17 protein-coding genes are annotated in these 12993 nt (G+C 64.3%); 9 read left to right on the top strand and 8 right to left on the bottom strand.

The annotated features are described in order from the left end of the window. Positions 1–107: 107 nt before the first annotated feature. On the bottom strand, positions 108–254 hold the full coding sequence (locus GY937_24735; GenBank protein MCP5059923.1) for a hypothetical protein: 147 nt from the start codon (positions 252–254) through the stop codon (positions 108–110). Beyond that, the gene (locus GY937_24730; GenBank protein ID MCP5059922.1) at positions 251–478 is read right to left on the bottom strand and encodes an AbrB/MazE/SpoVT family DNA-binding domain-containing protein; all 228 of its coding nucleotides are present in this window, start codon (positions 476–478) and stop codon (positions 251–253) included. The genes GY937_24735 and GY937_24730 overlap by 4 nt, the downstream gene beginning before the upstream one ends. A 271-nt stretch (positions 479–749) precedes the next feature. Here GY937_24730 and GY937_24725 point away from each other — a divergent pair, with 271 nt between their 5' ends. The 4 genes from GY937_24725 (at position 750) to GY937_24710 (ending at position 5081) form a co-directional block, all read left to right on the top strand. Next, on the top strand, positions 750–1400 hold the full coding sequence (locus GY937_24725; protein ID MCP5059921.1) for a TetR/AcrR family transcriptional regulator: 651 nt from the start codon (positions 750–752) through the stop codon (positions 1398–1400). 34 nt (positions 1401–1434) lie between these two features. Beyond that, positions 1435–2334: an enoyl-CoA hydratase/isomerase family protein gene (locus GY937_24720; GenBank protein MCP5059920.1), complete on the top strand. Its 900-nt coding sequence runs from the start codon at positions 1435–1437 to the stop codon at positions 2332–2334. Positions 2335–2606: 272 nt separating this feature from the next. Further along, on the top strand, positions 2607–3539 hold the full coding sequence (locus GY937_24715; GenBank protein MCP5059919.1) for a hypothetical protein: 933 nt from the start codon (positions 2607–2609) through the stop codon (positions 3537–3539). Between the two features lie 237 nt (positions 3540–3776). Further along, a complete protein-coding gene (locus tag GY937_24710) occupies positions 3777–5081 on the top strand; it encodes an FAD-dependent oxidoreductase (GenBank protein ID MCP5059918.1) in 1305 nt (434 codons plus the stop codon). Between the two features lie 73 nt (positions 5082–5154). Here the strand turns inward: GY937_24710 and GY937_24705 are convergent, their stop codons facing one another. Further along, a complete protein-coding gene (locus tag GY937_24705) occupies positions 5155–5343 on the bottom strand; it encodes a hypothetical protein (GenBank protein ID MCP5059917.1) in 189 nt (62 codons plus the stop codon). A 253-nt stretch (positions 5344–5596) separates the two neighbouring features. On the opposite strand from GY937_24705, the gene GY937_24700 reads away from it, so the two are divergent. From GY937_24700 to GY937_24685, 4 genes are all read left to right on the top strand, one after another. After that, positions 5597–6088 carry a radical SAM protein gene (locus GY937_24700; GenBank protein ID MCP5059916.1) on the top strand — a complete coding sequence of 164 codons (492 nt, stop codon included), beginning with the start codon at positions 5597–5599 and terminating at the stop codon, positions 6086–6088. A 67-nt stretch (positions 6089–6155) separates the two neighbouring features. Beyond that, positions 6156–6620: a hypothetical protein gene (locus GY937_24695; GenBank protein MCP5059915.1), complete on the top strand. Its 465-nt coding sequence runs from the start codon at positions 6156–6158 to the stop codon at positions 6618–6620. A gap of 185 nt (positions 6621–6805) precedes the next feature. Then, positions 6806–8917, top strand: coding sequence for an FAD-dependent oxidoreductase (locus tag GY937_24690; GenBank protein ID MCP5059914.1), 2112 nt, complete (start codon positions 6806–6808; stop codon positions 8915–8917). Beyond that, a complete protein-coding gene (locus GY937_24685) occupies positions 8641–9045 on the top strand; it encodes a hypothetical protein (protein ID MCP5059913.1) in 405 nt (134 codons plus the stop codon). The genes GY937_24690 and GY937_24685 overlap by 277 nt, the downstream gene beginning before the upstream one ends. 77 nt (positions 9046–9122) lie before the next feature. Here GY937_24685 and GY937_24680 read toward each other — a convergent pair whose 3' ends face one another. The 3 genes from GY937_24680 to GY937_24670 all read right to left on the bottom strand — a co-directional run bounded on the left by GY937_24680 (position 9123) and on the right by GY937_24670 (position 11000). Then, positions 9123–9923 carry a DUF169 domain-containing protein gene (locus tag GY937_24680; GenBank protein ID MCP5059912.1) on the bottom strand — a complete coding sequence of 267 codons (801 nt, stop codon included), beginning with the start codon at positions 9921–9923 and terminating at the stop codon, positions 9123–9125. A gap of 242 nt (positions 9924–10165) precedes the next feature. After that, on the bottom strand, positions 10166–10681 hold the full coding sequence (locus GY937_24675; GenBank protein MCP5059911.1) for a hypothetical protein: 516 nt from the start codon (positions 10679–10681) through the stop codon (positions 10166–10168). Further along, entirely contained in the window at positions 10674–11000 is a 327-nt protein-coding gene (locus tag GY937_24670; GenBank protein MCP5059910.1) for a helix-turn-helix transcriptional regulator, read from the bottom strand. The genes GY937_24675 and GY937_24670 overlap by 8 nt, the downstream gene beginning before the upstream one ends. Positions 11001–11287: 287 nt before the next feature. On the opposite strand from GY937_24670, the gene GY937_24665 reads away from it, so the two are divergent. Then, entirely contained in the window at positions 11288–11491 is a 204-nt protein-coding gene (locus GY937_24665; GenBank protein MCP5059909.1) for a hypothetical protein, read from the top strand. Here GY937_24665 and GY937_24660 read toward each other — a convergent pair. Both GY937_24660 and GY937_24655 read right to left on the bottom strand, forming a co-directional pair. Continuing rightward, complete coding sequence (locus GY937_24660; GenBank protein MCP5059908.1) at positions 11488–11820, bottom strand: hypothetical protein; 333 nt, start codon at positions 11818–11820, stop codon at positions 11488–11490. The two genes, GY937_24665 and GY937_24660, sit on opposite strands and share 4 nt — an antisense overlap. An 81-nt stretch (positions 11821–11901) precedes the next feature. After that, positions 11902–12807 (bottom strand): hypothetical protein, encoded by a 906-nt coding sequence (locus GY937_24655; GenBank protein MCP5059907.1) that lies wholly within the window; start codon positions 12805–12807, stop codon positions 11902–11904. Positions 12808–12993: the final 186 nt, after the last annotated feature.

The following is a 12993-nucleotide window of genomic DNA, read 5'->3' as shown; positions in this document are numbered from 1 at the left end:
GGCCCGAACGGAGCGCCGCGCGGGTCACGAGCCGGACACTCACCGGCGGCGAAACCCCGATTCCGCGCTCAATTCCCGGGAAAACCCCCTCGAGCTCCCGGTTTCCGCTACGCCACCAGCGTTCTTCCGCAGCCTGCTAGTGCCGAATGCAGCAAGGTGGTATCCCGCAGGCCGGGATGACCGCCGTAGCGTCGGATCTGGTCCGCGTGGATTCCCAGGATCTCATCGAGGGTCAGGAAGAGCGGTTCGGTCACTCGCCGAGGCGTCGGAACACGCCGCCGTACTGCTCATGCGCCACGGCGACGAACTCCCCGACCCGGCGCCTTCGCTTCGGATCACGTAGTGGAGTCACGACGAGGACATCACCATCGGTCGAGAGTTCGAGCTCCGTGTCCGCATCGATTTCGAGCGCCTCGAGGAGGGGTCGGTCGATCACGAGGGCCAGGCTGTTTCCAGAGCGTGTGAGCCTCTTCGTCATGTACGTACGTTAGTGGGTAGACGTCATGACGGCGAGAATCGCTCAGCAGGCCTCCAGTCCGGCCCTGGCCATTCTGACGATGGGTTGTTGGACATCCCTGGAGATCGCGAGGTGGCTGGGCGCGAGTCCGAGCGGGTGAGACGTTTCCGAGTCGTCGAAAAGCCCCATAAAACCAGTTGGTTAGGGGTGTCGCCGCGAGTTTCGAGGAAATCGCAAAATGACCTTTTATTCAAGATTGACCATTTAGTCAACTTTGGGTACTCATAGGGCCATGATCGAATCCAACCCCGCCAACCGAGGTGAGCGAAGGCGTCTTCGAACCCGCGCCGCCCTGTTGGCCGCCGCCCGCGAGGTGTTCGCGTCGCAGGGGGTGGGCGCCACCACCATCCAGGACATCACCGACGCAGCCGACGTTGCGAAGGGCAGCTTCTACAACAACTTCGATTCGAAGGACGCATGCCTGCGGGCGGTCACTGAGGAGACCTTCGCCGAGCTCGGTCGCGCACTCGACGTGCTCGCTGAGCCCATGGCTGACGACCCCGCCCGAGTGATTGCCGCGTGTCTGCGCCACACGCTCCGTGCCTGCGTCGAGGATCCGACGCTCGGCTGGTTCACCTTGCGCGTGGGGAACCTGATCTCGGTGGGTGGCGTGGGGGTGGGAGTCTACGGACGCCGGGACATCCAGCGTGGTCTCGACTCTGGACGTTTCCACTTCGACGATCTCGAGATCATCTTCACGATGATCGGCGGCGGCATCGAGGCGTTGATGCGCCGACGCCTCGAGGGCGAGCTGCCCGCCGAGGCCGAAGTCACTTTCACCGCACACGCATTGCGACTTCTGGGCATCTCCGACGGCGAGGCCCAGGCCATCGCCAGTGAGGAACTCCCCGCGATCGATCTGCCGCGAGCGGAGCAGTCATGAACTTGACCCCAACGACACACCAAGGAGAACTGACATGTCACTGACCAACTGGATCCCCACACCGGAGTTCAAGGAGTACAAGGAGCTCTTCAAGGAGCACTTCGAAATGGAGCGCCGTGAGGACGGCGTTCTATTTGTCTGCATGCATACGCTGGGCGGCGAAGTTCAGTGGAACGCTGAGCTGCACCGTGCAATATGGCAACTCTTCCGCACGATCGGCTCTGATCCGGAGAATGAGGTGCTGATCTTCACGGCCAAGGGCGACAACTGGATGCGTGGTTTCGATACCGATAGTTGGGCCCAGATCGAAGAACCGGCCAAGGGCGGTGACCCGAAGCGCGCGACGTACGAGAACATGTTCTATGACGGTCGCCAGATGCTGATCTCCCTGATCCACGATGTCGAAATTCCGACGATCTGTGCGTTTCCAGGCTTTGGTTTTCACTCTGAGATCGGTCTGATGATGGACATCGTGATCGCCTCGGACGACGCGATCATCCTGGACGATCACTACGGTTTCGGCCTGGTCCCCGGTGACGGCATCCATAGCTGTTTCATCGAACTGATGGGTATCCGCCGAGCATCCCATGCCATGTGGATGGGCAAGGCGATCGATGCCAAGACGGCGCTGGACTGGGGTCTGGTCAGCGAACTGATCCCCAAGGAAAAGCTGATCGAACGAGCCTACGAGATCGCTGACCGCCTCATGTCCCAGCCTCGCGTCACCCGTCGTATCACGACCCAGGTCTTCCGTCGCCAGTGGAAACAGCGCATCGTCAATGATCTGGACGGCGCGTTCGGTATGGAAATGTACGTGGATCTGGCTACCGACGAACGTCACACCGACGAGAAGGCGCAAGCCATCATCGACGCCGAGGGTTCTGAGCTGGGCTTCCTGCGCGAGGGTCGCAAGGACGGCATGAAGTTCGAATAGCTTCTTCCCGACCTGGAAGACCGTTCAGGAGCCCTGTCCACTCTCCTTCCCGCCGCCGGCCTCGCAGGGCTGGTGGCGGGGGGGAGGCGGTGAGCTCTCACGGCCTCGTCAACACGGTGGTATCTCGAGACGAGCAGCACGCACGCTCTCGACTACAAGCTCGAACCTACCGGGCTTCAATCCGCCGGCGCGGTTGCTCCACATGGGAATCGGACGACAACTGGGGGACACCATATACTGCAGGGTATGTTCGATCTCCGACGTGAATCGCCATGAAGGCACTGATCGTGGGCGCGGGCGTCACCGGCTGCTTCACTGCGGCGCGGTTGATGGCCAAGGGCGTGGACGTGGCGGTCCTGGCGCGGGGCGACAGGGCCACGCGACTCGAGCGTGATGGCCTCCAGTTGAGAGACGGCTTGACGGGCGAGGAGACGATCGTCGGGCTCGACATTGTTCGCACTCCCGTTCGGGACGAGTTCGAGGTGGCGATGGTCTGCGTCCAGGCAACGCAGCGGGACGCGCTCGCGCCGCTTCTGTGCGAGCTGCCTGGACGTCCGACGATCTGGTACCTCGGCAACACCACGACGGGCTACGACCGAGCCACCCGGCAGCTGGGACGCGACCGGGTGCTCGGCGGCTTTCCGGGAGTCGGGGGCACATGGGAGGGCGACCGGCTCCTCTACGCGGATCGCGAGAAGGCCGGTGACGCGCCCTTCGATCGCCTCACCCTCGGCGAGGCACACTCAGACGCGGCGGCGGCTGCCGACGTGGTTCAGCAGGAGCTGCAACGCGTCGGTATGAAGATCGAGCGCTACGTGCCGATCATGGCCTGGCATTGGAGTCACCTCGCCATGGTCCTTCCGCTGGCCGGGGCCGTCTACCGGCACGAGCAGGATCTCGATCGTGTGGCCTCGGACCGCACCCTCCTGAGGCAGACCATGCGGGCGACGGCGCAGTCCCTGACCGCGATCCAGCGCTCGGGTCAGCCCATTCTGCCCCGCGGCCTGAACGTCATGCGATGGATCCCCGCCGCGCTCGGTGCGCGTAGGATTGCCTCGCTTTTTCGGAGCGACTTCGGGCGCATCGCGCTGGCCGCGCATGCCTCCACCGCACGCGATGAGATGCGCGGCTTCGCGGCCGATCTCCTGGCCCTCGCCGGTCCGAGCGCGGGTGCGGAAATGCGCGAGGTGCTGGGCACCATTTGAGGCAAGCGTCGGTCGCCCGCTCGACCCTGCGCGCTGCGCGGCGACTCCTATTCCTGCACCACCGAAGCCTTCGGGCACGAGACCAGGCGCTCGGCGAGCCGGCGCTTTCGTGGCGGATGATTGCGAGATCGGGATCGGCGTCGAGCCATCGGGCTATTCTGTCCGAGAACGGCGCAGTGCCGTGGGAGGGACGCCTACGTGAGAGAGATTTCCGTGCCGTCGAGAACGATCCCCGTCATGGCGGAGACGGAGGTGCTGGTCGTGGGCAGCGGCCCGGCCGGGCTCTCGGCCGCGCTGGCCTCCGCGCGAGCCGGCGCTCGCACGCTTCTGGCGGAGCGCCATGGCAGTTTCGGCGGGAACATCACCCAGGCCATGGTGGGGACGATCGGGTGGTATCGCAGCCCGCAAACCGTGGATGCCGGCGGCATCGGCGTGGAGTTCGAGCAGCGGTCGCTCGAGATGGGCGCTTCCCTCGACGACCCCGACGGAATGGCGCAGCTCCTCGACGCGGACCAGTTCAAGGTGGTGGCCGACCGGCTGGTGCAGGAGGCCGGCGTGGTGCCCCTCCTGCACTGCTTCACGGTCGATGTCGTGATGGAAGGCGACGCTGTGAAAGGCGTCGTCACCGAGAGCAAGTCCGGCCGGCAGGCCATCCTGGCCGAGTGCGTGATCGACGCGACGGGCGACGCCGACGTGGCCTTCCGGGCGGGCGCGCCGTACTCCGTGCTGCCGAAGGCCAAGCGGATGCCGGCGTCGACGACGTTCGGCTGCAGTGGCGTCGACGTCGCCGGGTTTCTCGACTACGTGCACGCGAACCCCTCGCGGCTGGCCGACTGGGCGAGCAAGACGACCGGCAAGGAGGACGATCTCTTCTCCAGCTGGATCGCCGAGCCGTTCGCGAAAGCCAAGGACGCCGGTGAGATTCCGGCCGAAGCGACGATTGCCGGTTACTGGGGTGGACTCACCGATGCCGGAGAAGCCACGAACATCAACGTCGCGCACTCCCTGGACGTGGATACGACGGACGTCTGGGACCTCACGAAGGCGGAGATGGAGGGCCGCCAGAAGGCGATCTGGGCGCTGGAGGCGATGAAGAAGTACACGCCCGGATTCGAGAAAGCGCGGCTGCGTTCGTTCAACTCGTCGCTGGGCGTCCGGGAGTCGAGACGGATCGTTGGCGAGTACGTGCTGACTGAGCAGGACGTGAAGGACCAGGCGCGCTTCGACGACAGCATCGGGATCTTCCCGGAGTTCCTGGATGCGTATGGCGAGGTCATCATGCCCACCACGGGACGCTACTTCCAGGTTCCCTATCGCATCCTCCTCCCGCAGGGGGTGGAGAACCTGCTCGTCGCTGGACGCTGCGTCTCCGCGGAAAAGGCCGCGTATTCCGCGACGCGCCAGATGATGTGCTGCACGGTCACTGGGCAAGGCGCGGGCGCGGCGGCCGCCGTCGCCGTCCGGGAATCGGTCCCCTGCAGGCGGGTGAGCCTTCCGGCGGTCCAGGACGTGCTCCGCAAGCAGGGCGTCCGGCTCGCGTAGGCCGGATCGTGGTGCGGTAGCGCGCGACCGGCGGTGTCGGCTTGACAAGGTAGAGCTCGTCCTTCCACCGCGGCTAGTGCTGGGGGAGCCTGATCCAGAACGCGCGGTCCAGCGATTTGATTCTCGGCCTCGATCCCTTGTGGGCGTAGGTCGCGAACTGCCGACGGAGAGTGAGCTCGACCAACGCCTGGTCCGTGCGGTTCCGGAAGAACGCCAGGACGCCTCGGAGAACGAGCCCTGCGAAGGGAGGGAGGAGCCGCATCTCGGAAGGGACCTTGTCGGATGTTTCGGGGCCGCACGGGTCTGATTAGGAGCTCAGGCCTCGGCACGTGTGGATGGCTGGACGTGGCGAAGCGGGAGGCGAAAAACCCAACAGTTCCACGGCGCATCGATAGAGTGAACGCAAGGTCCATGCGGGGGAGTTCGAGTCCTGTCGACTGCTCGCAAGGCTCCAGCCAGTTCAGTAGCTTCCCGAGAACGGATCGCGAAGCGCGTTCACGAAACTAGGCCTGACGTTGGACCACTACTTCTTCAACATCGATGTCGTTGGGAGCTGCAACCTTCGCTGTCCATCCTGTCCTGTTGGGAACTCCGACGTGGCCGTGGCCAAGGGTCTGATGGAAGTCAAGGCAATGGAGCGGATTGCAGACAAGGCCCTGGCTGAATGCGATCTCAAGGGTATCGGGCTCTTCAACTGGACCGAACCGCTTCTCCATCCACGGCTGGCTTCCTTGATCCGAGTTCTTCGGGAGCGGGAGATCAAGGTCAACGTCAGTTCGAACTTGAACATCGCCAAGCGGTTGGACGAGATCCTGGCCTCGGATCCGAGCCAGTTTCGGGTGTCGCTTTCTGGGATCAAGCCGGAGACCTACGCGCGCTATCACCGGGGTGGGGATATCTCGGTCGTTCTCGCGAACCTCCGGAAACTCGCGGAGGCGCGGGACCGCGCGGGCGTCTCAACGAGGGTCCATCTTTCTCTTCCACAGATACCGCGACAATCTCGATGAAGAGCCCGAGGTTGCCAAGCTTGCCGCCGATCTGGGATTCGATTTCATCGGGGTGTGGGCCTTCATCATGCCTCTGGAGAAGGTTCTTGCACTCCAGGAGCCGGACCTGCATCCGGGACTTCTTACAGATGAGGATCGGGTGTTGGTCGATCGGCTCGCGCTCGATCCCCTTGTTGCCCTGTCGGCGACCGCGCCCTATCGATCCCGGTCGTGTGACCTCCTCGAGCACCAGATCACCATGGATTGGCAAGGCGACGTCCAGCTCTGCTGCGGTGTGTTCAACCCGGAGCGCTTCGGTGTCGGCTCCTACTTGGAGCTTCCGATCGAAGAGATCCAGCGACGAAAGCACCGGGATTCGTACTGCTCGAAGTGCATGGAACACGGTGGCCATGTCTACGGGACGTACGGAGCTCCGGAGTTCGACAAGCTTGCCGAAAGCAAGGCGGGGCCTGTGCAGGTTTGGGAGCCACCTCGGCCCAGCCGTTGGACACGAATGTTGGGCTCCGTTCGTCACTGGGCAAGCCACAGCTGATTTGCAGGCGTTCGCCTTGCGCGGCGCAAGGCGAGTGAACCGCAGCCTCCCGCATTCTCCGGCTTCGCCTTCCACGCCGGAGTATTCGCGTCGACGGGTAGGCCGGATCGCGGTGCGGTAGGATGCTCCGGCCGCAGGAGCGAGCCCGTTGGCCGCTACTGCAGGATCCGTAGGCACAGAGCAAGATGACGAACGCAGATGTCACCCCCTGGATCGAGCCCTGGTGGACCGTCATGGTCAGCCTGAACGTGCTGGGCTTCGTTCTCTGCCTGCTGCTCTTTCGCCACTCGGCGAGCGCGCCGCCGGACCGGTACAACGGTTATCGGAAGACCATGCGCACCCTGGGGCTGATCTTCGTCTGTGTCGCCTTGTACCGCACCGTCTTCGTGTCCAGCTATCTGGAGCAGCTGGCCTGGTTCGATACGGTGGCGAACAGCGCTTTGATCATCCGCTTCCTGGCCTTCTTCGCCGAGCTTTCATTTGCCGGCCTCTTTGCCCTCTCGATGCGAAAGTTGGACAGCGATCTCCCGCCCGCCGATCGCGCCAACAACGTCACCGGGTTTCTGCTCCGCAGAGGCCCCCATGTGTTGTTCGCCTGTATTTTCATTGCCCAGTTCTTTGCAACCACCGCAACGGTCACCAAACTCGAGCTGCTCTTCGCCATCGAGGAGACGCTCTGGGGGATCGCCTTTCTGTCAATCATTCCACTGGCGATCGATCAGCTGAATCGAGTGTCCTCGGCGCGCAGTCAGTTGCCGGTGGAGCAGCTGAAGATGTACCGGATCCAGACGGTCATGATCGCAGCCTGGTGCCTGTTCTACTGCAGCTATTCGCTGTTCTACCACCTTCCCATCGAATCCTGGCCACACGTCATCCAGGATTTGCGCGCCGGGGAGGCGGTCTTCAACACGGGCATGGCGGCCCTCCGGGATGCGGCGTGGGTCGTCAACCGCACCAGGGATTACGAGAGCTGGGGGGGGGATGGGCTTCTTCATCTGGCATTCGGGGTATTTCAGCGTGTGCGTGTGGATGGTGTTGTTTCTGATGAATGGGCCGCGTCTCCTGCCCGGAGGGCCGAGAGCATGACTGAGTTCCCGACAGTCGCCGTCGTCGGTGCTGGCATCGCCGGATCCTCCGCGGCGTGGTACCTGCGCCAGGGCCTGGGTGAGGGCGCGGCCATCACGGTGTACGAGCGCGATCCGCTGGTGGGCGGACGACTGGCGACTGTCGATGTCGGCGGCACGCCGGTGGAGGCCGGCGGGACGATCATCCACGAGACGAACCGCAACATGGCCGGCTTCGTGGATCGCCTGGGGCTCCAACGGGTAGAGCCACACCAACGCGACGGGGGTGGTGCCGAGAGCGTGGGGGTGTGGGACGGCCGGCGCCTGGTGTTTCGCACCCACGCGTCGACCCTGCGCACGCGGCTCTCGGCCGCGGCCCGGTACGGCGTGCGGGCGCCCCTGCGCATGCAGCGCGCGGTGGCGCGAGGTGTCGAGCAGTGGAATACGGTCTACGCGCACGTGGAGGAAGGGAGAGGCTTTCGCACTCCACACGCCCTGTGCTCGGAGCTCGGCCTCGCCAGGATGCTCGAAATCGATGGCCGCCAATGGCTGTCGGAGAGCGGAGTGCGAGGGCGCTTCGTGGACGAGTACGCCTCTCCGGTCGGGCGCGTCATGTACGGCCAGGACGTTTCCATGCACGCCCTGGCCACTTCCATCGCCTTGGCCGGGGCCGGGCTGGCCGGCAGCCTGTTTTCGGTAGGCGGCGGCAACCGGCTTGTTTGTGAGGGGCTGTTGCGCGAAGCCGATGCACAGCTTCACACCGGTTCGGAAGTCGTCGGCGTTTCGCGGGCGGAGCCGGGATTCGCCCTGAAGCTTTCCGAGGGGGCCGCTCCCCGGCACGACGTCGTTGTGCTGGCCACGCCCGCCGGTGCGGCGACCCTGGAACTGGGCGGCCTGGAGCTGAGCGCTTCGGCGCTGCGGCCCCGCCCCTTCCAAACCACCTGGCCACGTTCGTCATGGGCGAGCCCCGTGCGGACTACTTCGGGCTCTCCGATCCGGCGCAGCTGCCCGATACGCTGCTCACCCTGGAGGATGACGCGATCCCGTTCTCGTCCCTCGGCCTCGTGGGTGCTTCGCCCGACGGCCGCCCCGTCTACAAGTTCTTCAGCCGGGAAGAGCCGAGGCCGTCGCTGCTGGATCAGGTCTTCCCCCGGCGCGACGCGGTCGAGCAGGTGCGCTGGCGGGCCTATCCCGTGCTGGGGCCGAGCCACGACCTGCCTCCCTTCCGCCTGACCGACGGCCTGTACTGGGTGAATGCGATGGAGTTCGCGGTCTCGACCATGGAGACCGAGACCGTGGCCGCCCGCAACGTGGCCAACCTGGTGGTGCAGGAGCAGCGCCAGGCTGCAGCCGGCGCCTGAGGCCGCCGGCGCCTGAGGCCGCCGGCGCCGGCGCCGTCGTCGAGGGGGAGGGCCGGCTTCGGCTATTCGGCCAAGGCCTATCGGCTCCCGTAGCTCTGGGCCAGGCTGGCGAGAGGAGACTTGTCGATGCCATGATTCGGGATGGGGTAGCGGAGTCCGTTCTTGCTCAACGCGGCGAGACCCTCGGTGATCTGTGGGAGATCGCTCGGCGGCAGGGCGATGAGCAGCTCGTCGTCTTGCACGCCACCGAACTTCCGTTCGGCGTAGCACGGAATCGAGAGCGAGGGCTCCCCTGTCTTCAGCGCATTGCCCCAGGAGTCGGCGCAGGAACTCTCGCCGACGCACGTGAAGCTGTACTTCTTGTAGTTCCGATACTGGAGACCGTTCATCAGGGTGATCATCTGGCCCGGTGTGGCGTAGATCAGGCAGATGTCCGGGTTGTCGATGCGGCCGGAGGTCAGCGGCGAGGTGACCAGGGCCTCGTACTCGCCGTAGGCTGCACAGGACATCTCGCGCTGGTGCCTGGCGCTGCTCTCGAGATCGCCGTACCAGACCCCGTTGAACATGTTGCCGCTGAGGAAATTCTCGTCTCGTGCGTGGAGGCCGACGACGGCTCCGCACTGCGATCCTACGAGGTTCTCCATCGTGATCCCGAGGGTGTATCCGAGCCAGCGGGACTGGCCGACGATCTGGTCGGTCGCGAGCTTCTCGCCGGCGGGCGGCCGGCGAAGCCTGTGGATCTCGTCGAGCTCGCTGGCATTCTTGAACCGCTTCATCCCCACCGGTGTGGTGCGGAGGCGGAGGAACTGGTTCAAGGAGCCGACGAGCGCTCCGAAATCGTACTCGGTCTCATCGCTCCAACAGTTCTTCGCCGTCATCGTGCCCCCTCCTCCATGCGCGGCGGTCCGACGCCGCGGTGATGCACGCACGCTACCCTGCATGGGCCCGAGCGGCACGGGTCGAGAGATCACCATGACGGAATCGACATGGCCGCGGGCACTGAAGCGCGTCACCGGCCCCTATCCGATGGTCAAGCTACGAGGTGTTCAGGATTCCGGGGGAACTCACCCCGGTGATCCTTCGAACCTTGGGGCGGGGTTCGGCTGCCTCGAGCTTGCGATCATTCGCGCTCTCGGAGTCGATCGAGGAGCCTGCGAAGCCGGGGCAGGGCGAGCCGGTCTTTCTCCCGGCCAGCGGCCTCCTTCGAGCGAATGATGTCCGCGAGCGATGCCACCAGGATGTGCAACCGTTCGGCTGCTTGGATCTCGATGGCATCGCGGCGGAGGTCCCGAAAACCCTGTGTTCCGCTTGGGCAGAACGCGACGTCCAGATCGCCCGCCTTCGTCGTCATGTTCACGATCGAGTCCGGAGGCAGGTTTCCGAAGAACTGCGCCGAGCAGTCGAACGCCAGGCCTTCCGGCTCGCCGTCGGTCCGGATGCGTGCTCCAAGCGTTTGCAGGGCTCGCGCGAGACGCTCGAGATTCTCCGCCTCGCGGTCCGGAACCACATCCACGTCGACGGTGACACCGACATCGCCGTGGAGGATGGCCGCCATCCCGCCGATGAGCACGAACTTGACCCCTTCCTCTGCGAGAACGGAGAGCATCCTCTCCGGGTCGAAGTCGCGACTAGCCATCGGCCGCGGCTGCGATTTCGCGCCTGCCGCGCAACACGAAGCGCGCCGCTCGGGTCGCATCGGTGAGCCGCTGTGCGGGTGTGCGACGAAGCGTGCGTTCGAACATCGAATCCGTGCCGGGGTCGGACTCGGAGAGCGAGACCGTGACCTCGAGTCCGGCGGCCCGCACGAGCCGTTCCACGAGGTCGGTCGAAGGCCTTCGCGTTCCGGACTCGATCCGGCCCACCGTGGATTTGGGAACCCCCGCCCGGTCCGCAAGCTCCGCCTGTGTGAGCCCTGCGCGGCGTCGAGCCTCCCGGACGATGCTCGCCAGCGACATCCCGTCACGGTAGCCAATCGGCTACCGGGGCGCCCGAGTGCCGCCGGTTGGGATACAAGTTTCAGGGGCCTCGACCCTTGCGTTTCCGGGCACTTACAGCCGGAGGTTGGGCTTTCGGGTCCCGTCCGCTCCACCCAGCAACCAAAGTATTTGGTTCTATTGAGCTTTTCGTGTCGACGTTTGGGCTTTGAGCGCGGTGAGAGCACACCCGTGGCATCGATATGCTCGGTTCGCAGGCGGCATTTACCCGAAGTTTCCTGCAGTCCCATCCCGTCTATCCATTCGAGTTGGGTGGTCAGCGGTTGCTCATCGTCTACGACGCGGAACACGGAATCGTTTCTCTATTCGATGGCCCCGCGAATGACGTCGTGGCCGAGATCGCAAAGACTGGAATCGATTCTGTAGAAGGGTTGACCAGGCTGCCCATCCACAATGGAGTCTTCTGGATGGTCTGGGCCCACCGGTTTCCCGAGACACTCGTCTTCAGCTAGGCGCTCTCCATCGCCGCCCATGCGCGCTCGGCCGGGTCCTTCGGCAACCACTTCGCCGTGTTGCGCGCCGTCGGGTTCAAAAAGAGTGCCACGGCTTCCCCGCGGAGGCGCTGCGCCGAACCCATCTGGGCCAGGCGCCATTCGATCCATCGCACCGAGGGGTCGGGATCGAGGCAGAGTTGCTGGAGGTGTTTCGGCCGGGCGATGCTGAGTGGTGCGCGCGGGTGCTGGAAGTTGGGGCGGGGGAGGTCGAGCGCGGATGCAAGGGGTCGGACCCGCGGTAGTGGGGTCGAGGCCGTGCTCGATCTCGTGCGACTCCTGCCGATCACAGCGAGGCGAGACGTTCCTCCGTCGCGACGTTGCCGGGTTGATCATCGCAGACGGTCGGATCAAGCCTTCCCGGCCGACGCTCAGTAGGTTACATCCAACCCTGGCAGATCGTCTTTCGCCCGGAAGTCCTCGAGGATCTTCATGAACGCCATGGGTTCGCCGTAGTAGAAACCGTTCTGGCGACTCACGTCTCCGGGTTTTCCCTCGTTGTTGTAGTAGCTCGGCGTGCAGCTCTGCTGGAACTCGCTTCCGAGCTGCGCGAGATTGAGGATCGTGTCGACCCACGCCGCCTCGGCTTGCTCGGAGACTTCGAGCGTCGAGATGTCTCGGTCGAGTGCAGTCTTGATGAGATACGCAAGATGCCTACCCGTCTCACCGAGCATATGCGTAAAATTCACAGTGAAGCCGGACTGCGTAATGCTCATGACGAAGAAGCAGTTCGGGAAGCCGTGTGCCTGCATTCCGTGAAGCGTGCGCACGCCAGCGTCCCATCGCTCGGTCAGGCTCTGGCCCTCGCGACCGTAGACGTCGTACCCGCCTCGTTGCGTGTAGGAGGTTCCGACCTCGAAACCGCTGGCGTAGATCAGACAGTCGAGTTCGTATTCTTTTCCATCGACCACGACGCCGTTTTCGGTGACGCGATCCACACCCTTGCCCTTCGTATCGACCAACGTGACGTTTTCGCGGTTGAATGTCGGGAGGTATTCATTGTGGAAGCACGGTCGCTTGCAGAACTGACGGTAGTAGGGCTTGAGCGCTTCGGCCGTCGCCTTGTCCTTGACGATGCCGTCCACGCGAGCTCGGATCTGTTCCATCTTCTCGAAATCGGCGAGTTCCATGTTCTTCGCCACGGCGTCTGGCGACAAGCCTGAAGCATCAGCGTCCCCGGCGAAGACCAGGAGCTTCCGAATGATCTCGGTCCAGCCGTCGTTGACCAGATCCTCTTCTTGATAGCCGCCTGCGGTCAAGATCTGGAAATTGTCCATTCGGTTCTGATGCCAACCGGGCTTCAGTGTCTCTGCCCACTCCGGGTCTGTAGACGCTCACTCAGAAGCGTAGAAATCTGATCATTTGGCCGGGGGGCGACGCAGCCCGCCGTTCCGGATTCCGATTCAGATCTTCCGGGTCGAAAGGTCCTTGACCCAGGGCGAACGCCCTCCCGGCTCGACCGG

Source organism: bacterium (genome assembly GCA_024228115.1).
In the GTDB taxonomy this organism is placed as follows: domain Bacteria; phylum Myxococcota_A; class UBA9160; order UBA9160; family UBA6930.
The sequence above is the reverse complement of the archived record's forward strand: the minus strand, read 5'-3'. Positions and strand labels throughout refer to the sequence as shown.